The organism is Micromonospora pattaloongensis, from assembly GCF_900107255.1.
Taxonomy (GTDB): Bacteria; Actinomycetota; Actinomycetes; order Mycobacteriales; family Micromonosporaceae; genus Micromonospora_I; species Micromonospora_I pattaloongensis.
This window is the reverse complement of sequence record NZ_FNPH01000001.1, coordinates 211038-230262: the sequence shown is the minus strand read 5'-3', so window position 1 is coordinate 230262 and position 19225 is coordinate 211038. Positions and strand designations below refer to the sequence as shown.

22 protein-coding genes are annotated in these 19225 nt (G+C 73.9%); 13 read left to right on the top strand and 9 right to left on the bottom strand.

Going from position 1 to position 19225, the window contains the following annotated elements; genetic code table 11:
* Positions 1–95: 95 nt before the first annotated feature.
* Positions 96–170: a 50S ribosomal protein bL37 gene (locus BLW47_RS25970; RefSeq protein WP_370461611.1), complete on the bottom strand. Its 75-nt coding sequence runs from the start codon at positions 168–170 to the stop codon at positions 96–98.
* Positions 171–336: 166 nt separating this feature from the next.
* Between BLW47_RS25970 and BLW47_RS01145 the strand changes: the two genes are divergently transcribed.
* Both BLW47_RS01145 and BLW47_RS01140 read left to right on the top strand, forming a co-directional pair.
* Positions 337–552: a biotin/lipoyl-binding carrier protein gene (locus BLW47_RS01145; protein WP_091550267.1), complete on the top strand. Its 216-nt coding sequence runs from the start codon at positions 337–339 to the stop codon at positions 550–552.
* The gene (locus BLW47_RS01140) at positions 549–1064 is read left to right on the top strand and encodes a GNAT family N-acetyltransferase (protein WP_091550264.1); all 516 of its coding nucleotides are present in this window, start codon (positions 549–551) and stop codon (positions 1062–1064) included. Before BLW47_RS01145 ends, BLW47_RS01140 begins: the two co-directional genes overlap by 4 nt.
* 7 nt (positions 1065–1071) lie before the next feature.
* Here BLW47_RS01140 and BLW47_RS01135 read toward each other — a convergent pair whose 3' ends face one another.
* The gene (locus BLW47_RS01135; RefSeq protein WP_091550262.1) at positions 1072–2916 is read right to left on the bottom strand and encodes a tetratricopeptide repeat protein; all 1845 of its coding nucleotides are present in this window, start codon (positions 2914–2916) and stop codon (positions 1072–1074) included.
* A 192-nt stretch (positions 2917–3108) separates the two neighbouring features.
* On the opposite strand from BLW47_RS01135, the gene BLW47_RS01130 reads away from it, so the two are divergent.
* Positions 3109–4146 (top strand): SIS domain-containing protein, encoded by a 1038-nt coding sequence (locus tag BLW47_RS01130; RefSeq protein ID WP_091550259.1) that lies wholly within the window; start codon positions 3109–3111, stop codon positions 4144–4146.
* Positions 4147–4170: 24 nt separating this feature from the next.
* Positions 4171–5718 carry a PAS domain-containing sensor histidine kinase gene (locus BLW47_RS01125; protein WP_091550257.1) on the top strand — a complete coding sequence of 516 codons (1548 nt, stop codon included), beginning with the start codon at positions 4171–4173 and terminating at the stop codon, positions 5716–5718.
* On the opposite strand, the gene BLW47_RS01120 is transcribed toward BLW47_RS01125, so the two are convergent.
* Positions 5719–7152 (bottom strand): glycosyltransferase family 39 protein, encoded by a 1434-nt coding sequence (locus BLW47_RS01120; protein ID WP_091552326.1) that lies wholly within the window; start codon positions 7150–7152, stop codon positions 5719–5721.
* Positions 7153–7606: 454 nt separating this feature from the next.
* On the opposite strand from BLW47_RS01120, the gene BLW47_RS01115 reads away from it, so the two are divergent.
* From BLW47_RS01115 to BLW47_RS01105, 4 genes are read left to right on the top strand one after another with little or no spacing between them, the layout of a single operon-like run.
* The gene (locus tag BLW47_RS01115) at positions 7607–9286 is read left to right on the top strand and encodes a nitrite/sulfite reductase (RefSeq protein ID WP_091550254.1); all 1680 of its coding nucleotides are present in this window, start codon (positions 7607–7609) and stop codon (positions 9284–9286) included.
* Positions 9283–9447: a hypothetical protein gene (locus BLW47_RS24995; protein ID WP_175543460.1), complete on the top strand. Its 165-nt coding sequence runs from the start codon at positions 9283–9285 to the stop codon at positions 9445–9447. The genes BLW47_RS01115 and BLW47_RS24995 overlap by 4 nt, the downstream gene beginning before the upstream one ends.
* Positions 9444–10205: a phosphoadenylyl-sulfate reductase gene (locus tag BLW47_RS01110; protein ID WP_091550251.1), complete on the top strand. Its 762-nt coding sequence runs from the start codon at positions 9444–9446 to the stop codon at positions 10203–10205. Before BLW47_RS24995 ends, BLW47_RS01110 begins: the two co-directional genes overlap by 4 nt.
* Positions 10187–10999: a sirohydrochlorin chelatase gene (locus tag BLW47_RS01105; RefSeq protein WP_425435302.1), complete on the top strand. Its 813-nt coding sequence runs from the start codon at positions 10187–10189 to the stop codon at positions 10997–10999. Before BLW47_RS01110 ends, BLW47_RS01105 begins: the two co-directional genes overlap by 19 nt.
* 169 nt (positions 11000–11168) lie before the next feature.
* Here BLW47_RS01105 and BLW47_RS01100 read toward each other — a convergent pair whose 3' ends face one another.
* Together BLW47_RS01100 and BLW47_RS01095 are read right to left on the bottom strand one after the other, a co-directional pair.
* Positions 11169–11426, bottom strand: a complete 258-nt coding sequence (locus tag BLW47_RS01100) for a WhiB family transcriptional regulator (RefSeq protein WP_091550247.1) — start codon at positions 11424–11426, stop codon at positions 11169–11171.
* A 408-nt stretch (positions 11427–11834) separates the two neighbouring features.
* The gene (locus BLW47_RS01095) at positions 11835–12785 is read right to left on the bottom strand and encodes a diacylglycerol/lipid kinase family protein (RefSeq protein WP_091550244.1); all 951 of its coding nucleotides are present in this window, start codon (positions 12783–12785) and stop codon (positions 11835–11837) included.
* A 43-nt stretch (positions 12786–12828) separates the two neighbouring features.
* Between BLW47_RS01095 and BLW47_RS01090 the strand changes: the two genes are divergently transcribed.
* Positions 12829–13218, top strand: a complete 390-nt coding sequence (locus BLW47_RS01090; RefSeq protein ID WP_091552323.1) for a hypothetical protein — start codon at positions 12829–12831, stop codon at positions 13216–13218.
* 90 nt (positions 13219–13308) lie between these two features.
* The gene (locus tag BLW47_RS01085) at positions 13309–14031 is read left to right on the top strand and encodes a FadR/GntR family transcriptional regulator (protein ID WP_245736256.1); all 723 of its coding nucleotides are present in this window, start codon (positions 13309–13311) and stop codon (positions 14029–14031) included.
* Between the two features lie 68 nt (positions 14032–14099).
* Here the strand turns inward: BLW47_RS01085 and BLW47_RS01080 are convergent, their stop codons facing one another.
* The 3 genes from BLW47_RS01080 to sodN all read right to left on the bottom strand — a co-directional run bounded on the left by BLW47_RS01080 (position 14100) and on the right by sodN (position 15455).
* Positions 14100–14507, bottom strand: a complete 408-nt coding sequence (locus BLW47_RS01080; RefSeq protein WP_091550242.1) for an ATP-binding protein — start codon at positions 14505–14507, stop codon at positions 14100–14102.
* Positions 14508–14532: 25 nt separating this feature from the next.
* On the bottom strand, positions 14533–14985 hold the full coding sequence (locus BLW47_RS01075; RefSeq protein WP_091552316.1) for a GNAT family N-acetyltransferase: 453 nt from the start codon (positions 14983–14985) through the stop codon (positions 14533–14535).
* A gap of 65 nt (positions 14986–15050) precedes the next feature.
* Positions 15051–15455 (bottom strand): superoxide dismutase, Ni, encoded by a 405-nt coding sequence (gene sodN / locus BLW47_RS01070; protein WP_091550239.1) that lies wholly within the window; start codon positions 15453–15455, stop codon positions 15051–15053.
* 118 nt (positions 15456–15573) lie between these two features.
* On the opposite strand from sodN, the gene BLW47_RS01065 reads away from it, so the two are divergent.
* The 3 genes from BLW47_RS01065 to BLW47_RS01055 all read left to right on the top strand — a co-directional run bounded on the left by BLW47_RS01065 (position 15574) and on the right by BLW47_RS01055 (position 18229).
* Positions 15574–15891, top strand: coding sequence for a S26 family signal peptidase (locus tag BLW47_RS01065; RefSeq protein WP_281247220.1), 318 nt, complete (start codon positions 15574–15576; stop codon positions 15889–15891).
* A gap of 138 nt (positions 15892–16029) precedes the next feature.
* Positions 16030–17208 (top strand): NAD(P)-dependent malic enzyme, encoded by a 1179-nt coding sequence (locus BLW47_RS01060; protein WP_091550235.1) that lies wholly within the window; start codon positions 16030–16032, stop codon positions 17206–17208.
* 61 nt (positions 17209–17269) lie between these two features.
* On the top strand, positions 17270–18229 hold the full coding sequence (locus BLW47_RS01055) for a zinc-binding dehydrogenase (protein ID WP_175543459.1): 960 nt from the start codon (positions 17270–17272) through the stop codon (positions 18227–18229).
* Here the strand turns inward: BLW47_RS01055 and BLW47_RS01050 are convergent, their stop codons facing one another.
* A complete protein-coding gene (locus tag BLW47_RS01050) occupies positions 18230–19210 on the bottom strand; it encodes an alpha/beta hydrolase family protein (RefSeq protein WP_091550231.1) in 981 nt (326 codons plus the stop codon). It lies immediately after the preceding gene.
* Between the last annotated feature and the right edge of the window lie 15 nt (positions 19211–19225).

Here is a 19225-nt window from a genome sequence, read left to right as displayed (position 1 = left end):
CGCTCCGGCCGCCCATAACTGACCGGCGCGGGCCGCCGGGACCACCGCTCTCGCACGCGACGAGCGACGGTCCCGGCGACCCGCGCCGGGGCGTATCAGGAGTTGGGGCGCTTGCCGTGGTTGGCGGCGCTCTTCTTGCGGGCCTTCTTCTTGCGGGCCTTCTTGGCCATGCTGACCTCCCGTGGAACGGATCTCCCGGAGACCGGGAGGGGACGGCGACGATGCTAGTGCCTGCGCCCGATCGGGTCGCCGAGGGCGACACCTTTGCCGCCGTCCGGGCTCGACCATGATTGGATACCGTTCGCAGGCACTGCGCTGACGAGGGAGGGCCGGACGATGGCCGAGGAGATCCGCGCCGAGATGGTGGCGAACGTCTGGAAGGTCGTCGCCGCCGCCGGCGACACCGTCGCGGAGGGGGACACGCTGGTGATCCTGGAGTCCATGAAGATGGAGATCCCCGTGGTCGCCGAGTCCGACGGTGTCCTGCGGCAGCTCGCCGTCAACGAGGGCGACGTCGTGCAGGAGGGCGACCTGATCGCCGTCATCGAATGACCGGCGTCGTCGTCCGGGCGGCCCGCCCGGCCGACTTCCCGGCGGTCGCCCGGCTGAGCGTGGCGGCGTACGAGGCGGACGGGCAGCTCAAGGAGGCGCCGCACTACGCCGAGACGCTGGCCGACGTGGCGTCGCGGGCCGCGGACGGCGAGCTGCTGGTCGCGGTCGACGGGCCGGCCGGGGACGTCCTCGGCGCCGTCACCTTCGTGCTCCCCGGCACCCCGCTGGCCGAGTTGTCCCGGCCCGGCGAGGCCGAATTCCGGATGCTGGCGGTCGACCCGGCCGCCCAGGGGCGCGGCGTCGGCGAGGCGCTCGTCCGCGCCTGCGTGGGCCGCGCCGAGCAGCTCGGCTGCGGCGCCATCGTGATCTGCGCCCGCGACATCTCCGCGCCCGCGCACCGGCTCTACACCCGGCTCGGTTTCCGGCGGCTCCCCGAACGCGACTGGCGGCCCCTGCCCCACGTCGAGTTGATCGCTTTCCGGATCGAGCTTCCCGCTCCGACGCCGGCCTGACCCGGCGTCAGCGCCGGAGGCTGTTCCGGTTCGCGCGCCGGGCGAGCCAGCGGCGGAACGGCCCCGGCCGCCGCGCGCGTCGTGGCGGGAACGGGTCGTGCGTGGCGATGAGCCGGTGCGCCGCCGCGGCCGCCTCGGCGCTCAACGCCGGCGTGCCGAGGGCCAGGTGTCCGAGGGACCAGGCGATCGAGATCGGCCGTTCCCGACCCACCCGGACCGCGTCGGCCAGCCGCTCCCCGATGATCTCCGCGACGTCCGCCCGGACCGCCGGGTCCACCCAGCCGGCGGTCATCAGCGCGAAGACCGCGGCCTCGGTGGTCCAGTCCTCCACGCCCCAGACCACGTCGAGCAGCACCCGCCGCCGCGTCGAGCCGATCCACGGCTCGTCCGTGCGGTGGTGCAGCAGCCCCAGGCAGGCCCAGACCTGCACGCAGCGAACCCAGAGCGCCGGATCGTGCTCCGTCAGCGCCCGCCCCAGCTCGTTCGCCGGCGGCGCGGGCGGGTGCACCAGCAGACCGAGCAGGTCGTCCAGTTCCAGCGTGGCCAGCGCGACCGCGGCGTCGTACGCGGCGGGCGGGTGCGGCCAGACCGGGTGGGCGAGCCGGCGCACCTTCTCCGCCGCCGCGGGCGACGGCTCGCCGACCGCGGGCTCGGCGACGGTGCCGTCGTACCGCCAGAGTGGCTGTCCGCCGGGGCGGCGGGGTGTGCGCGGGTCGGGTTCGGGAACGCTCTCCACCGTGATCGGGGTGTTCGGGAACGCGGCGGTCACCAGCCGCATCGCGCTGGGCGGCTCGAGCGCGCTGACCCAGACGTCGCGCGGGGCGGGGCGGTCGGCGGCGGCCCCCCGGACGAGGTGGACCACCGATTCGCCGGCCGGCGGGAGCAGCCCGAGCCAGGCTAGTCCGTGGCAGCATTCGGCCAGGTCGTTGTGCTCGTGCGAGGCGTCGGGGTGATCGCGTTGGAAGTCCGCGAGGGCGACCAGGTGCCGCAGCTCCCCGTCGCGGCGGTAGTGCAGGCGGTGCGCGGTGTGGACGGCGCAGTCGAAGGACGGGTCCTTCGCCAGCGCCCGGTCGATCCACTCCAGCGCGTCGTCCAGCCGGCCGTGGTCGGCGAGGGTGCCGGCGATGTCGGCGTAGACCGACAGGTCTTCCGGGTCGTGGTCGATGGCGCGACGCAGCGCCGTGACGGCGTCGGAGACGCGGCCGGCGCTGCGGTAGGCGTAGCCGAGCCACACCTCGGTCAGCTTGGACGGCTCCTCCCGGGCGCCGCGGGCCGCCCACGCCACGGCGAGGTCCGGCTGGCCGAGCCGGCGGGCGAGCGCCGACGCCGCACCGAGGAGCAGGCCGTGCCGCGGGTGCGCGGCGACGCCGTGCCGGGCCAGCGCCAGGTACGGCAGCAGCGGCGCCCGCTCGGGCTCGGGGACCGGGTCGGGGATGCCCGCGCAGATCTGCATCAGGACCACGGCCAGCTGTTCCGGGCCGACCCGGCCGGGCAGTTCGGGCTCGCCGACCCAGGGGACGCCGGCCCAGTCCGCGGTCGGCGCGTGACCGGTCGCGGCCGCGAGCAGCTCGAGTCCCTCACCGGGACGTCCGGCCGCGGCGAGCAGATGGGCGCGGGCGACCACCACGCCGATGTAGACGTGCTCGTCGAGGGGGAAGAAGTCGAGGCCGCCGGAGGTGCGGGCGGCGAGCTGCGCGAGGACCTCGTGCACCTCGGGCATGGTCGGGGCGTGCGCGATGGCGGCGGCGACGTGGTCGGCGGCGTGCGGGTAGTCACCCGCGTCGAGCGCCAGCCGCGCCAGCGCGAGCTCGCCCTCGGCGGACAGCCGCGGATCGTCGATCTCCTCTGGCACGTCCAGGTCCTCGTTCCGTGATCGTTTCCCCTGGGTCCGCGAGCCTAAGGCACGTCGCGGGGCTAGGTGATCCACTGCGTGTTTGTGATCGCACACTTGGCTTGAGGCGCTATAACGTGCAAGACTGCGCATGAAACGCGCGAATATCGCGCATGACGGGGAGGTTCTGCCGTGACCCAACCGGGAGCCGGGATGGCGGCGGACATCGCCGAGCAGCCCGCGGGCTATGCGCGACTGCTCGAGCCGACGCACGCCGCCGCGATCGCCCGGGTGGCGGCGGTCATCGCGGAGCGCCGCCCCCGGCACGTCGTCTTCACCGCGCGTGGCACCTCCGACCACGCGGCCCTGTACGCCGCGTACCTCACCGAGATCCGACTCGGCCTGCCGGCCGGCCTCGCCTCGCCCAGCGCGGTCACCGTCTTCGGGGCCCGTCCCGACCTGTCCCGGGCGCTGGTCGTCGCGGTGAGCCAGAGCGGCGGCTCACCGGACCTGGCCGAGGTGGTGCGGGTGGCGAGGGAGTCGGGTGCGCTGACGGTGTCGGTCACCAACAACCCGGCGTCGCCGCTCGCCGAGGCGGCCGAGCTCTCCGTCGACGTCGCCGCCGGGCACGAGCGGGCGGTCGCCGCCACCAAGACCTACACCGCCGAGCTGCTCGCCCTGCTCATGCTCATCGAGGGCGTCCGGGCCGGCGACGGGGCGCTCCCCGCCGACGAGCTCGCCGCGCTCCGCGCGCTGCCGGAGCTCGCCGGTCGTACCCTCGACGACCCGACCGCCCGCGACCTGGCTCCGCGCTACCGCTTCGCGGCCCGGACGGTCACCACCGGGCGCGGTTACGCCTACCCGACGGCGCGCGAGGCCGCGTTGAAGCTGATGGAGACGTCGTACCTGCCGGCGCTGGCGTTCTCCGGCGCGGACCTGCTGCACGGGCCGCTGGCGATGGCGGACCCCGACGTGCCGGTGCTCGCCGTGGTCGGCGGCGGCCCGGGCGGCAGGGCGATGCGCGAGGTGCTCACCCGGCTGGGAGAGCGGCGGGCCGACGTGCTCGCGGTCGGGGCCGCCGCCGGCACCGTGCCGGCCGCGGCGCGGATCGTCGTCCCGGACGTCGACGAGCGACACGCGCCGCTGCTCGACATCCTGCCGCTGCAGCAGCTCGCGCTGGCGCTGGCGCTCGCCCGCGGCGAGGACCCGGACGCGCCACGCGGGCTGAGCAAGGTCACGAGCACTCTCTGAGCGGCGCGTGGCAGGCTTGCCCCTGTGTCCACCCTGCGCGATCTCGTCGAGGAGCACACCGGCCTCGGGCCGGCCGACATCGACCACCTGCACCGGCTCGCCGGTGACTGGCAGCTGCTCTCTGACCTTTCCTTCGCCGACCTGCTGCTCTGGGTGCCGGTCGACGGCGCGGAGTCGTTCCTGTGTGTGGCGCAGGTGCGGCCGACCACGGCGCCGACCGCCTACCAGGACGACCAGGTGGGGCGGATCGTCGGCGGGCCGGAGGTCGCGCACCTGACGATCGCGTACAGCCAGGCGCGGATCTGGCGGGAGGGCGACCCGGTCTGGTACGGCGACACCCCGGCGCGGCACGAGGCGATCCCGGTGCGGCTGCGGAGCGCCGACGGGGAGTCCGGGAGCGTGATCGCCGTCGTCGGCCGGGACACCAACCTCTCCACCGCGCGCACCCCCAGCCAGCTCGAACTCAACTACCTGACCACCGCGGACGACCTGGCGCAGATGGTCGCCGACGGCACCTTCCCGCCGCCCCGGCACCCCGGCGAGACCACCTCGGCGCCCCGGGTCGGCGACGGTCTGGTGCGGCTCGACGCCGGCGGCAAGGTCACGTACGCCAGCCCCAACGCGCAGTCGGCGTTCCGCCGGCTCGGCTTCTCCTCCCATCTGGTCGGTGAGGATCTGCCCGAGTTGCTCCGCCGGCTCGCCGACGACCCGCTGGAGGGCACCGACGCCGCCAACCGGGTGCTCGCCGCGCTGCGTGGCGAGGCGCCGGCGCGCAAGGAGGTCGAGGCCCGCGGGGCGATCATGCTCACCCGGGCGCTGCCGCTGATGCCCGCCGGGGTGCCGATCGGCGCGCTGGCCCTGGTCCGCGACATCACCGAGGTGCGCCGGCGGGACCGCGCGCTGATCACGAAAGACGCGACGATCCGGGAGATCCATCACCGGGTCAAGAACAACTTGCAGACGGTGGCGGCGCTGCTGCGGTTGCAGGCGCGTCGGGTCGGCCAGCCCGCGGCGAAGGCGGCGCTGGAGGAGTCGGTGCGCCGGGTCGCCTCGATCGCGCTGGTCCACGAGACGCTCTCAATGTCCAGCGACGAGGCGGTGGAGTTCGACGGGATCGTCGACCGGGTCGCGACCGCGGCGATGGAGGTCGCCACCACCGAGTCGACCGTGACGGTCCGCCGCGACGGCACGTTCGGGGTGCTGCCGGCGGAGATCGCGACCTCGCTGGTGATGGTCCTGAACGAGCTGCTGCTCAACGCCGTCGAACACGGCTTCCCGTCCGCCGGCGAGGCCATCGCCCCGGCGACCGCGTCGCCGTCGCCCGGCCTGGCGGTCGGCGAGGTCGCCGAGGTCGTCGTCACCGCGCACCGCTTCCGCAAGCAGCTGCACGTCACGGTCGCGGACAACGGCCAGGGGCTGCCGCCGGACTTCGACGCGGAGAGCAGCGGACGGCTCGGCCTGCAGATCGTGCGGGCGCTGGCCACCGGCGAGCTGCGCGGCACGATCGAGCTGCGCAACCGCGCCGAGGGCGGCACGGAGGCCGTCCTGGTGGTGCCGCTCGGCAAACGGTGATCAGCGGCGGCCGAGCAGCGCGACGGTGAGACCGCGGACGCGCCACACCTGTCGCACCGCGAACTCCTCGCGCAGCGCCGCGGCCTTCCGCGGCGGCATCGGCTGTAGCGGATCCCCCGGCTGCCCCACGGTCAGCACCCACACCCGGTCCACGCCGGCCAGACACTGCGCCGGCTGTGTGCACTCCGTCGCCCACAGGCTGCCCCGCTCGGTCGCCGAGCGCGCCAGCAGCACGTCGCGCGGCCGGTCGCCCCGCAGGTGGTACGCGACGGCGATGTCGAGGAACGCCCAGTCGCGGCGGGAGCCGTAGACGATGCCGTCGCCGGGGCGCTGCTGCGCGCCGATGATCTCCGCCGCGCTGCGGTACTCGCGCGGCGCGGACCGCGGCCACTCGTGGGTGCGCCGCAGCCCCGCCTGGGCGGGCGTGCCGAGCAGGCCGACGGTGAGCACGACCGCCAGCGCGGCGCGGAGCCGGACGGTGGCGAGCGCGGCCGCCGCGAGGAGACAGATCAGCGGCACGGTGAAGATCAGGTAGCGCGGTACGAAGATCCGCAACGCCAGGCCGGCGACGAAGAGCAGCGCGGCCGGGACCAGCGCGGACAGCGCCAGCAGGTGCGCCCGGCGGCCCTGCAGCGCCCAGCCCAGCGCGGCCAGCGCCAACACCGCCCCGCCGACGGCGGGGGCCCCGAGCAGGCCGCCGGGTAGGTCGGGCAGCGCCCGAGGGGTCGCCAGCGCGACCCAGCTCAGCTGCGTTCCCCGCTGCCGGAGGCCGAGCACGAACAGCGGCGCCAGGGCCACGATCGCCGCGAGCGCGGCGACGGCCCAGCCCGGCGCGTGTCGCCGTAGTCCGGGGCGGCCGCCGATCAGCAGGCCGCCGGCGTGACCCGCGAGCAGGCTGAGCGCCAGCAGGTTGGTCAGGCCCAGGGCGGTGACGGCGAGCGCGTACGCCAGCCAGCGCCGCCACGACGGCCGCTCCAGCGCCCGCACCAGCAGCAGGGTGGCGGCCACGCCGAGCAGCGTCGCGATGGCGTACGGCCGGGCCTCCTGGGCGTACCGGGAGGTGCTCGGGAGCGCGGCGAAGAGCAGGCCGGCGAGCAGGCCGGCGCGGCCGCCGAACAGCCGCGCGCCGAGCACGGCGGTGAGCGCCGACGCGCCGGTCATCGCCAGCACACTCGGGGCGCGCAGCGCGCCGACCGCGTCGCCGACCAGTGCGATCCAGCCGTGCATGAACAGGTAGTACGGCGCCGAGACGCCGTCGATGGTGACGGCGAGGCGCAGCAGCTCGGGGGCCGAACGGGTGGCCGCGCTCCAGGTCGCCAGCTCGTCCCGCCACAGCTCGGCCCGATCGGCCCCGAAGCCGGTGACCGCCAGGGTCGCCAGCGCCGGCCAGAGCCAGACCAGGTCGCCGAGGCGGTGGATCGTCCGCCTCCGCACCGCCGGCCCGGTCCCGGCGGCGCCGTCGGCCGGCGTGCCGACCGCCGATGTCGTCCCCGTCACGCCGGAGCCAACGAGCCACGCCGGCCGGCAGCGCTACCGACACCCCCGGCTCACCGGCAGCCCTGCCTTCCGCGGGCGTTGCGTGAAGCCCGCCACACCCCGCCCGCGATACGGGATGTGGCGCACACATCGCTGGCTGGCCCCCGGTCGGTATGGCAGCATGACACCCATGACCGCTGCCGTTGACCGCCGCTTCGTGGCCCGCCGCCACGTCGATTACGGTCGCGTCCGCAGCGCCATCTGTCCGGCCGGTTGACGCCGCCCACCAGCATTTCCGGGGCGCGCGTTCCGCGCCGGCCTTCCAGACACCGTCGTCGCAGGCCCCGTCCAGGGGTGGCCGTCGCGCTCGCGTCGCTCTCCGCCGCACCAGCACACAACGGAGGACGCCGAGATGGCGGTCAACAGCAGCCCGGCCAAGTCCGTACGGCGTCGGGGTGAGGGGCAGTGGGCGCTCGGCCACCGCGAGCCGCTCAACCCGAACGAGCGCACGAAGAAGGACGACGACCCGCTCAACGTGCGGGCGCGGATCGAGAACATCTACGCCAAGGCGGGATTCGCCTCGATCGACCCGTCGGACCTGCGCGGCCGGTTCCGCTGGTGGGGCCTCTACACGCAGCGCAAGGCGGGCATCGACGGTGGCCGCACGGCGGTGCTGGAGCCGCACGAGCTCGAAGACGAGTACTTCATGCTCCGGGTGCGGATCGACGGCGGCCAGCTGACCCTCGCCCAGCTCCGGGTCATCGCGGAGATCTCGCGGGAGTTCGCCCGCGACACCGCCGACATCACCGACCGGCAGAACATCCAGCTGCACTGGATCCGCGTGGAGGACATGCCGGAGATCTGGCGGCGGCTGGAGGCGGTCGGGCTGCAGACCACCGAGGCGTGCGGCGACTGCCCGCGCGTCGTGCTGGGCAGCCCGGTCGCGGGGATCGCCGCGGACGAGAAGATCGACCCGACGCCGGCGATCGACGAGATCATCAACCGCTTCGTGGGCAGCAAGGAATTCTCCAACCTGCCGCGCAAGTTCAAGTCCTCGATCTCCTGGCTGGCCGACACCCCGTACGAGATCAACGACATCTCGTTCCTCGGCGTCGAGCACCCGGACCACGGCCCCGGTTTCGACCTCTGGGTCGGCGGCGGCCTCTCCACCAACCCGATGCTCGCCAAGCGGCTCGGCGTGTGGGTGCCGCTGGCGGAGGTTCCGGACGTCTGGGCCGGCGTGGTCGGCATCTTCCGCGACTACGGCTACCGGCGGCTGCGGCACCGCGCGCGGCTCAAGTTCCTGGTCAACGACTGGGGCGTGGAGAAGTTCCGCGAGGTGCTGGAGAAGGAGTACCTGGGGCGCGCCCTGCTCGACGGGCCGGCCCCGGAGCTGCCCGAGAAGCCGATCGACCACATCGGCGTGCACGCCCAGCGGGACGGGCGCTTCTACGTCGGCGCGGCCCCGGTGGTCGGCCGGGTCTCCGGCACCGGGCTCGCCGAGCTCGCCGATGTCGCCGCCGCGCACGGCAGTGACCGGGTGGCCCTCACGCCGTACCAGAAGCTGCTCGTGCTCGACGTGCCCGGCGACCGGGTCGACTCGCTGGTGACCGGGCTGCGCGGCATCGGCCTGGAGGCGCAGCCCTCGACCTGGCGGCGCTCGACCATGGCGTGCACCGGCATCGAGTACTGCAAGCTCGCGATCGTCGAGACGAAGAGGCGCGGCGAGGAGCTGGTGGCGCGGCTCGAGGAGCGGCTGCGCGACTTCGACGCGGACCTCTCGATCCACATCAACGGCTGCCCCAACGCCTGCGCCCGCACCCAGGTCGCGGACATCGGGCTCAAGGGGCAGCTGGTGGTTGGGCCGGACGGTCGGCAGGTGGAGGGCTTCCAGGTCCACCTCGGCGGCGGACTCGGCATGGCGCAGGGGCAGAGCGCGGGGTTCGGGCGCAAGCTGCGTGGCCTGAAGACCACCGCCGAGGAGCTGCCGGAGTACGTGGAACGCGTCGCGCGGCGCTACCTGGCCGGGCGCAACGAGGGCGAGGCCTTCGCCCAGTGGGTGATCAGAGTCGACGAGGAGGAACTGCGATGAGCAGCGAGAACCGAGCGGCACCTCTGTACTGCCCGTACTGCGGAGAAGAAGACCTGCGGCCGAACGAGGAGTCGCACGGCGCCTGGGAGTGCCACGCGTGCGCCCGGGTCTTCACGGTGAAGTTCAGCGGGCTCCTCGCCTCGCGGGTGGTGTCCCGATGAGCCCGGTCTCCGCCGTGAACCTCGGCCTGGTGACGCTCGGCGGGCCCCGGCCGGCCGAGCCGGGACGTCGCGCTCCCGACGAGCTTCGGGCGCTGGCCGAGCAGGCCGGCCGCGAGCTGGAGGGCGCCCCGGCCGAGGAGATCGCCCGGTGGGCCGCCGAGACCTTCGGCGACCGGTTCTGCGTCACCAGCTCGATGGCGGACGCGGTGCTGGCGCACGTCGTGTCGCGGGTCGCGCCCGGCGTCGACGTGGTCTTCCTCGACACCGGCCTGCATTTCCCGGAGACGTTGAGGGTCCGGGACACCGTGGCGCGCACGCTGCCGGTCAACGTCCGGTCGATCCGCCCGCGACTGACCGTCGGGCAGCAGGACGGCGAGTACGGCCCCCGGCTGTTCAACAAGGCGCCCGACGAGTGCTGCGCGCTGCGCAAGGTGGAGCCGCTGGAGCGGGCCCTGGTGGACTACGACGCGTGGGCCGCGGGTCTGCGGCGCGACGAGTCGCCGACCCGGGCCAACACGCCGGTGGTGCAGTTCGACGCCAAGCGCGGCAAGGTGAAGGTCAACCCGATCGCCGCCTGGACCCAGGCCGACGTGGACGCCTACATTTCCCGCTGGAACGTGCCCGTCAACGAGCTGTTCCGGCAGGGCTACACGTCGATCGGCTGCTGGCCGTGCACGCGGCGCACCAGGGCCGGCGAGGACGCGCGGGCGGGCCGGTGGGCGATGTTCGAGAAGACCGAGTGCGGTCTGCACGTATGACCGCTCCCGCCGCGTCGCACCGCCCCGCCGACCCGGGGTTCCCCACCCCGATCGTGCTGGTGGCGCACGGCAGCCGTGACCCGCGGGCCGCGGCCGCCACGCGTGCGCTGGTCCGCGCGGTCGAGGCGGCGGTCGGGCCCGGCGCGGTGGTCCGGGCGTCCTACCTGGACCACACGCTGCCCCGCCCCGCTCAGGTGCTGACCGCGCTGGAGGCGGCGGGGGAGCGGCGGGCGGTGCTGGTGCCGCTGCTGCTGACCGAGGCGTTCCACGGCCGGGTCGACATCCCGGGCGCGGTCGCCGCGGCCCGCGCCGACGGCCTGCGGATGCCGGTGGCGGTCAGCGACGTGCTCGGGCCACGGATCGGTGGCACGGTCGACGGGCTGCTGCTCGCCGCGCTGCGTCGGCGGCTGGCCGCGACGGGGGAGAAGTTCGACGCGGTGGTGCTGGCGGCGGCCGGCACCCGGGACGCGGCGGCCCGTCGTACGGTGGCGCAGGCGGCCGGGGAGCTGGGGGCCACCCTCGGGGTGCCCTGCCGGGCGGCGTACGCCTCAGCGGCCCCTCCGACCGCCGGCGAGGCCGTTGCCGCGCTGCGGGCCGGCGGCGCCCGCCGGGTGGCGGTGGCGGCGTACTTCCTGGCGCCCGGCCTGCTGTACGAGGCCGCGATGGCGTCCGCGCGGGACGCCGGCGCGGTGGCGACGGCGGCTCCGCTCGAGGGCGCGGCCGAGCTGGCCCGGCTGGTGCTGTCCCGGGTGGCGACGATCGACCCGCTGGCGGCGTCGCCCCGCGCCGCGTGACGTCACGCCGCGTGTCGGTGCATTGACCTCACGCCGCGTCACGCGCTCCTCGCGCGCCGGGGGTCACGCGGCGTGACGACGCGTCGGGTGCCCGATGTGACGCCGCGTGACATCGAGTGCCGCAAAAAGCCCCGGGGCGCGGCCCCGGGGCTTTTTGCTGTGGATCGGGTCAGGCAGTGTGAGCGCGCAGGACCCGCAGGCCACCGCGGCGCTTGACCGCGCGCCGCTCCTCTTCGCTCATCCCGCCCCAGACGCCGGCGTCCTGACCGGACTCCAGCGCCCACTGCAGGCACTGGTCGGTCACGGAGCAGCGCCGGCAGACGGCCTTGGCCTGCTCGACCTGCAGAAGCGCGGGGCCCGACGTCCCGATCGGGAAGAACAGCTCGGGGTCCTCGTCGCGGCAGGCAGCATGGTGGCGCCAGTCCATGGCGGCAACACTCCTCATTCTGGATCGTTGGCAGTAAATGCTTACGTCTTCTATGTGCGCCCGCGACGCCAGTCGCGACGGTGTGCATCTGTCGCGTAGGCAGCGCGTGAGCAGGCGGTTCAATCGGTAGGACGCGTTCGGGGCCCTTTTTTCAAAGAACTCCCCAGGAGGCATCCCGGTTACTCGGTTCGCTTGTGAATACTTTCACGAACTCACGCGATGTCAAGGGTGGTGCTGGGAAAAAATCGCTACGGTGAGCAAGCTCACGACCTATTTGTCCGATTTATGACGCCTGTTGGCACCCTGTGTACGACAGTCAAGAATCAATGTAGTACCGTCCCGGCCGCATTGCAGGCATTTCCGGCACGTATCCCTCAGTCGGCTGACTACTCCGCGCAGCCGTCCGGTTTAGCAGATGACGCGCAGCGCGTGCGGGACCGAGGCGAATCGCACCTTCTGTCGCTCTCCAAGGTAGTCGCCATCGAGCTGGAACGCCTGCGGGCGGGACGCAACCACCGTGAATTCCGTCTGATCGTGGAGGCGCAGCACCTGCCGTCCGCGCGGGTTCGGGCTGCCGGACAGGAGCTGGGTCACCGTGCGAGTGGTGCTCGGCACGTGCAGCTGGCGCAGCCCCATCACGTCCAGCCCGAGATCGAAGGAGGCCTCCGGGTTGGGATTGACGGCCCGTTTGCCGAGGTAGGTCCACGGGGCGGTGTTCTGGATGATCACTGTCGCCAGCTCCGCCTCGGCCGGCTCGCCCGGCCGTTCCAGCCGGATCGCCGGGTGCCGCCGGTCCGCCCCCACGAAGTAGTGGCTCACCGCCGAGCGCAGATAGAGGCCCGGAGTGGAGACCCGACCGCGGAGCCGGGCGCGCTCCACCTCGCGGATCACGGCGGCGTCCAGCCCGAGGCCGGCGCAGAAGGTGAAGTAGCGGTCGTCGGCGCGGCCCAGCCCGATCGTGCGGAAGCGGCCGAGCCGCAATCCCTCCAGGATCATGCTGGTCCCGTCCGGCCACTCGCGGGGCAGGCCGAGCGCGCGAGCGAACACGTTGGTCGAGCCGCCGGGCACCACCGCGAGCGCCGGCAGCCGCTCCGCCGGCCCCCGGGGAAGGTCGACCGTGGGCGGCGTCGCGGTCATCAGGCCGTTGACGGCCTCGTTGACGGTGCCGTCCCCGCCGAGCGTGACGACGAGCTCGACGCCCGCCTCGGCCGCCTGCCGGGCCAGCGAGACGGCGTGGCCGCGCCGGCGCGTGTACTCCACGGTCAGGTCGACCTCGCTGCGTAGCGCGCGGACCAGGACGTCCCGGCTGCGTTCACTGGTGGTGGTGGCTTTCGGGTTGACCACCAGGAGGGCGCGCATGGCCGGGACTGTACTCCGCCCCACCCCCGGTATCGTGTCGCCCGTGACCACGGACCGCGACATTCCCCCCGCCCCGCTGCGCTGGGCGGTCTGGCTGCTCACCGCCGAGGCGGCGGCGTTGGGGGTGGTGGCTGCCTTCCTGGTGTACGAGGACATCGTCGGCCGGGCGCACGACCTGGTGTCCGCGCTGTTCGTCACCGGGTTCGCCGTCGGCGGCGTCGTGGTGCTCGCGCTGCTCGCCCGCGCCCTCGGGCAGCGCCGGCCCGGCGCCCGCGCCCCGGCGATCGTGCTGCAGCTGATGCTGCTGCCGATCGGCTACTACATGATCCTCGGCGGCCTGGCGTGGCTCGGCGCGCCGTTGATGGTGCTCGGACTGGTCGTGTGCGGCATGCTCGTCAATCGGCGGACCACCGCCGCGCTCGGGCTCGACTGAAGCCCGTCCCGCCCGCGAGCCGGATTCCCGACAGCCGATGCGGTCGTCGGGTCGTGCGCCCGCGCCACGCCGGAGCCTAGGCTGACGCGCGTGACTGTCCAGCAGGCGCTGCGCCCCCCGGCCTATCAGGTTCTCGCTGACGAGATCCGTGCTCAGATCACCTCGGGTCAGCTCCGTCCCGGCGAGCGCCTGCCGACCGAGCCCCAGCTCTGCGCGCGGTCCGGGCTCAGCCGCAGCACCGTACGGGAGGCGCTGCGGTTGCTGGCCAGCCAGCACCTCATCGTCACGACCCGGGGCGTGACCGGCGGCAGCTTCGTGGCGCAGCCGAGCACGGAGAAGCTCTCGGACTCCCTGACGACGGGGATGGGTCTGTTGCTCTCCACCGCGACCGTGACCATGGCGGAGATCGTCGAGGTGCGCGCGATGATCGAGGGGCCCGCCGTCGCGTTGGCCGCGGCACGCCGTACCGACCGGGACCTCGCCGCCCTGTCGGCCGCCCTCTTCGACCCCGCGACCGATCCCGTGGAGACGATGCTGGAGGCGCAGCGGGCGTTCCACCGGGCGCTGTCGGCCGCCACGGGTAATCCGCTCTACGAGCTGCTCACCCGTCCGCTCTACCAGCTGTCGAACGAGTGGGAGATCGGCGCGGTGGCGCCGCTGTCGTTCTGGCAGCGGGTCGACGCCGAACACCGGGAGATCCTGCGCTGCGTGAACGTCCGGGACAGCGCCGGGGCGGCGCGGGCGGCGCGGGCGCACGTCGCGTTCATCGACGAGACGCAGGCGTTGCTCGAGGAGGCCCCGGCCGGGCGGTGACCGCATCCGCGGGGTGGTGTTCCACCCGCGCGCGGGGGCCGCGCGGGGCGCCCGGCCCGACGTCCGGTTCAGTCCGTCGTGGCGCGGCGCGTCAGCAGCCGGATGGTGGCGCGGTCACCGGTCGCCGTCGCGGAGGCGGCGGTGGTCAGCGCGGTCAGCACCTTCCAGGCGAACGAGGACTCGGCCGGCAGGCGGGCGCCGGACACGGTCGGCGCCGTGACCTCGACGGTGAGATCGGTGTCCGTCACCGAGAAGCGGCACTCGAGCTCCGCGTCGCGTCGCGTGATGGCCAGCAGCATCGCGCACGCCTCGTCGACGGCGATCCGTAGATCCTCGATCTCGTCGAGGGCGAAGTGCAGGCGGGCGGCGAGGCCCGCGGTGGCGGTGCGCAGCACGCCGAGGTAGCCGCCGTCCGCGGGCACGGTGAGGAGAACGATGTCGTCCTCGGCCGTCGACTGCGTACTGAGCTGACTCATGGTGCCATCCCCCCGATCCGCGACTCTACCGCTCCGCGGCCGGCTGGACGGAGCCGCGCAGCGCGAGATCCCGCAACGCCGGCCCGGTCAGCCGGTACGGCACCCACTCGTCCATCGCCGCCGCGCCGATCGCGTGGTAGAACTCGCGGGCGGGATTCCAGTTCAAAACCCACCATTCCAGACGGGGATAGCCCCGCTCCACGCAGATCTCCGCCAGGGTGGCGAGCAGTCGCAGCCCCAGCCCCGTGCCGCGCGCCTCCGGACGCACGTAGAGGTCCTCGAGATAGATCCCGTGGACGCCCTCCCACGTCGAGAAGTTCAGGAACCACAGGGCGAAGCCCACCGGCTCTCCGTCGGCGTCCACCCCGACGTGTCCGAACAGCGCCGGCTGCGGGCCGAAGAGCGCGGTCTGCAGCTGCTCCGCGGTGAGGTGGCACTGCTCCGGTGCCCGTTCGTACTCGGCAAGCTCGTGCACCATCGCGACGATGGCCGGCACGTCCTCGGGACGTGCCGGCCGGATCGTCGGTGCGCTGTGCGGAAGGCTCACGCCTGCTTGGTCTCCCAGAAGATCTTCGCGATCTCGTCGATCTTCTGCAGCAGCTCGTCGGCCTTGGCCGGGTCGACGGAGCCCTTGGCGCCGCTGGCGCCGGCGAGCTTGGTCGCCTCGTTGAAGAGCTGGTGCAGCTGCGGGTACTTCTCGAAGTGCGCCGGCTTGAAGTAGTCGGTCCAGAGCACCCAGAGGTGATGCTTCACCAGCTCCGCGCGCTGCTCCTTGATCAGGATGGCGCGGGTGCGGAACTCGGGGTCGCTGTTCGCCTGGTACTTCTCGGAGATCGCCTTGATCGACTCGGCTTCGATCCGCGCCTGCGCCGGGTCGTAGACCCCACAGGGCAGGTCGCAGTGGGCGCTGACGACGGTGCGGGGAGTAAGCATGCGGGGAAGTCGCATCAGGACCCTCCATGGGTTGCGATCCTTGCCGGCGGACGCCGCCGGCGTTCAAGGGTGGAATGATCCTCCCTGGTGACCTTATCGCGCATTGGTGTGTCTGGCCGGGGGAGGTGGGAAAGTGCCGCGTCCCGTCTTTGCCGTACTGGTGCGCGGTCCGTCCATGGCGCCCACCCTCCGGCACGGTGACGCGCTGCTGGTGCGGCGCGGCGGCCGGCCGGTCCGGCCGGGCGATGTGGTGGTCGCCACGTTCCGGTCCCGCCCCGATCTGCTGGTCGTCAAGCGCGCGGTCCGCGCGCAGGACGGTGGCTGGTGGGTACGCGGAGACAATGACCTGGTCACCGACGACTCCCGCGCGTACGGCGTCGCGGATGTGCGGGGACGGGTTCTGGCGCGTTACTGGCCCCGTCCGCGACGCATCGGTTACCGTCCGGTATGACCCTGCAGATGGGTCCCGTTCCGCGCTGACACTATGCTCGGCCTCCTAACCCGGGTGACCCCCGCGCCGCACCGCCGACCGTTGCTCACCATGCGACCCACCGGCGGGCCATGACCGCTCGATGTCCCTGGAGTCACCATGTCACCGTCTACCGTGGATCCGTCCGATCCGGTCTTCCAGCTGCACCGCGGCGGCAAGATGGCGGTCGCCTCGACCGTCCCGCTGACCAGCCGGGAGGATCTCTCGCTCGCGTACACCCCCGGGGTCGCCAGGGTCTGTGAGGCGATCGCCGCGGATCCGGCGTTGGTGGACGACTACACCTGGGTGTCGCACACCGTCGCCGTCGTGACCGACGGCTCGGCCGTGCTCGGGCTGGGCAACATCGGGCCGCGCGGCGCGATGCCGGTCATGGAGGGCAAGGCCGTGCTCTTCAAGCAGTTCGGCGGCGTCGACGCGGTCCCGATCTGCCTGGACACCCAGGACGTCGACGAGATCGTCTCCGTGGTGACCGCGCTGGCCCCGTCGTTCGGCGGGATCAACCTGGAGGACATCAGCGCCCCGCGCTGCTTCGAGATCGAGCGCCGGCTCGACGAGGCGCTGCCGATCCCGGTCTTCCACGACGACCAGCACGGCACCGCGATCGTGGTGCTCGCCGCGCTGCGAAACGCCGCGACCCTGCTCGACCGCAAGCTCGGCGACCTCCGGGTCGTGGTGAGCGGGGCCGGCGCGGCCGGCATCGCGGTCACCAAGATGCTGATCGCGGGCGGCGTCAACCCGGCCGAGACCCTGGTCTGCGACTCGCGCGGCATCCTGCACCGGGATCGCGCCGACCTGACCTCGGCCAAGGCGGAGCTGGCGGTGGTCACCAACGCGGCCGGCCGGACGGGCGGGATCGCCGAGGCGCTGGCCGGCGCCGACGTGCTCGTCGGGGTCTCCGGCGGGCAGATCCCCGAGGCGGCGGTCGCCGGGATGGCGCCGCGCGGCATCGTCTTCGCGCTGGCCAACCCGACGCCGGAGGTGCACCCGGACGTGGCCGCCCGGCACGTCGCCGTGGTCGCGACCGGACGCAGCGACTTCCCCAACCAGATCAACAACGTGCTCGCCTTCCCCGGGGTGTTCCGGGGCGCGCTCGACGCGCGGGCGACCCGGATTACCGACGGGATGAAGGTGGCGGCCGCTGACGCGATCGCCGGCGTCGTCGCCGACGCGCTGTCCGCCGACGCCATCGTGCCGTCGCCGCTCGACCCGCGGGTGGCGCCCGCGGTGTCGGCGGCGGTCGCCGAGGCCGCCCGCCGCGACGGCGTCGCCCGCGCCTAGTGGGTGCATCCCCGGCGGCGTGACTTTTTGCACCGGGCCCGAGGCGCGCGCGGCTGCTAGCGTGCGGATCATGCGTGCCGCTTTCGCTTCCGCATTCAACGATGACGATCCGCTCGCCGCGCTCACCGTCGGCGACCGACCGGAGCCGGAGCAGCCCGACGACTGGGTCACCGTCGAGGTCCGGGCCAGCTCCCTCAACCACCATGACCTGTGGTCGCTGCGCGGCGTCGGGCTCTCCGCGGAGCGGCTCCCCATGATCCTGGGCTGCGACGCCGCCGGCGTCGACCCGGCCGGCAACGACGTGGTCGTCTATCCGCTGGTGGCCGATCCCGGCGACCCGCGCGGCGCGTCCATCCTCTCCGAGCACTACCAGGGGACGTTCGCCGAACGGGTGGCCGTGCCGCGGGGCAACCTGCTGCCCAAGCCCGCCGGTCTGTCCTTCACCGACGCCGCCTGCCTGCCCACCGCCTGGCTGACCGCGTACCGGATGCTCACCACGAAGGGCCGCGTCGATTCCGCCGACGCGGTGCTGGTCCAGGGCGCCGGCGGCGGGGTCGCGACCGCGGCCGTCGTGCTCGCCGTCGCGCTCGGCAAGCGGGTGTACGCCACCAGCCGGGACGCGGCCAAGCGGGAGCGCATCGCGCAGCTCGGCGCGACCGCGCTGGAGCCCGGCGCGCGGCTGCCGGAGCGCGTGGACGTGGTCATCGAGACGGTCGGGGCGGCCACCTTCGACCACTCGTTGAAGTCGGCGGCGCCCGGCGCGCGGATCGTCGTCTCCGGCGCCACCGCCGGGCACGAGCCGAAGGTCAACCTGCGCCGGGTCTTCGCCATGCAGCTGGAGATCGTCGGGACCTCGATGGGGACGCCGGACGAGCTCGCCGCGCTGCTGCGGCTCTGCGCCGAGCGGGACATCCGGCCGGTGGTGGACGACGTCTACGGCTTCTCCGAGGTCACCGCGGCGTTCGCCCGGCTGCACTCCGGTGACGTCTTCGGCAAGGTCGTGCTCGACCACACCCGCTAGTCAGAGCCGGTTCTCCAGGACGCCCAGCCCGCCCCGCGTCGCGGCGGCCGGTAGTCGCCGCTTCGCGGCCCGGTCCCCGTAGAGCGTCCAGCGCAGGAACTCCACGGTGGTATCGGCGACGACCGTGAACAGCGGGTTGTCGGAGCGCAGCAGGGAGCCGCCGTGGTCGGCGCCGGGCAGGCTCAGCATCGCCTTCGGCCACGGCACGGCGTCGTACGCGGCCCTGCCGGCGGCGTGGGAGACGACGTCGTCGCGCTCGCCGTGCACGAACAGCTGCGGGGCGGCGGCGCCGCTGAAGGCCGTCCCGACGCCGAGGGCGCTGCCGGCGAGCACGATCCCGGCGTCCAGCCGCGGATCGCGTGCGGCGGTGAAGAGCCCGACCGTGGTGATCCCGCCGGCGGAGTGCCCGGCGGCGGCGACCCGCTCGGTGTCGAGGTGGCCGCGGAGCGGGTCGCGGGCGGCCTTGTCGAGGCCGAGCACGGCGGTGAGCACGTGGGCGGCGTCGGCGGGCTGGTTGACCACGTCGAAAACCTCGAAGCGCGCGACGTCGCGCGCGGTGTGCGGGTAGGCGGGCGCGGCGACAACGAACCCGGCGGCCGCCCACCGCGCCAGCAGCGGCGCGTAGTCCTCGGGCCGGCCGTGCAGGCCGTGGCTGAAGAGCGCCACGGGGAAGCGGCCGGCGGCGACCGGGGCGCCCGCGCGGGGCTCGTCACCCGCGGCGCCGCGCGCCGGGTACCAGATCGTGACCGGCAGCGGGCGGTCCGCGCCCCGGGTGAGGGCGAGCCGCCGGGTGCCGACGGCGAGCGCGGTCGCCGGCGCCGTCCGGTCCGCGGGAGGCGGGGTACGCGCCGACGACGGCCGCGTCGTCGGTGCCGGCGTGGCCGTGGGGCCGGCCTGCCCGGCGTCGCGCGCGGAGCAGCCCGTGAGTACGCCACCGGCGAGCACGGCGGCGAGGACGGCGGCGAGCGGCGCGCGACACATCAGTCGATTGTGCCG

What these genes read in the sequence shown, in the direction of transcription:
- BLW47_RS01115 (WP_091550254.1), top strand. Translation starts at nt 7,607, where the DNA reads ATGGCGGTCAACAGCAGCCCGGCCAAGTCCGTACGGCGTCGGGGTGAG.
- BLW47_RS01060 (WP_091550235.1), top strand. Translation starts at nt 16,030, where the DNA reads ATGTCACCGTCTACCGTGGATCCGTCCGATCCGGTCTTCCAGCTGCAC.
- BLW47_RS24995 (WP_175543460.1), top strand. Translation starts at nt 9,283, where the DNA reads ATGAGCAGCGAGAACCGAGCGGCACCTCTGTACTGCCCGTACTGCGGA.
- BLW47_RS01145 (WP_091550267.1), top strand. Translation starts at nt 337, where the DNA reads ATGGCCGAGGAGATCCGCGCCGAGATGGTGGCGAACGTCTGGAAGGTC.
- BLW47_RS01095 (WP_091550244.1), bottom strand. Translation starts at nt 12,785, where the DNA reads ATGCGCGCCCTCCTGGTGGTCAACCCGAAAGCCACCACCACCAGTGAA.
- BLW47_RS01080 (WP_091550242.1), bottom strand. Translation starts at nt 14,507, where the DNA reads ATGAGTCAGCTCAGTACGCAGTCGACGGCCGAGGACGACATCGTTCTC.
- BLW47_RS01050 (WP_091550231.1), bottom strand. Translation starts at nt 19,210, where the DNA reads ATGTGTCGCGCGCCGCTCGCCGCCGTCCTCGCCGCCGTGCTCGCCGGT.
- BLW47_RS01100 (WP_091550247.1), bottom strand. Translation starts at nt 11,426, where the DNA reads ATGGACTGGCGCCACCATGCTGCCTGCCGCGACGAGGACCCCGAGCTG.
- BLW47_RS01130 (WP_091550259.1), top strand. Translation starts at nt 3,109, where the DNA reads ATGGCGGCGGACATCGCCGAGCAGCCCGCGGGCTATGCGCGACTGCTC.
- BLW47_RS01110 (WP_091550251.1), top strand. Translation starts at nt 9,444, where the DNA reads ATGAGCCCGGTCTCCGCCGTGAACCTCGGCCTGGTGACGCTCGGCGGG.
- sodN (WP_091550239.1), bottom strand. Translation starts at nt 15,455, where the DNA reads ATGCGACTTCCCCGCATGCTTACTCCCCGCACCGTCGTCAGCGCCCAC.
- BLW47_RS01075 (WP_091552316.1), bottom strand. Translation starts at nt 14,985, where the DNA reads ATGGTGCACGAGCTTGCCGAGTACGAACGGGCACCGGAGCAGTGCCAC.
- BLW47_RS01140 (WP_091550264.1), top strand. Translation starts at nt 549, where the DNA reads ATGACCGGCGTCGTCGTCCGGGCGGCCCGCCCGGCCGACTTCCCGGCG.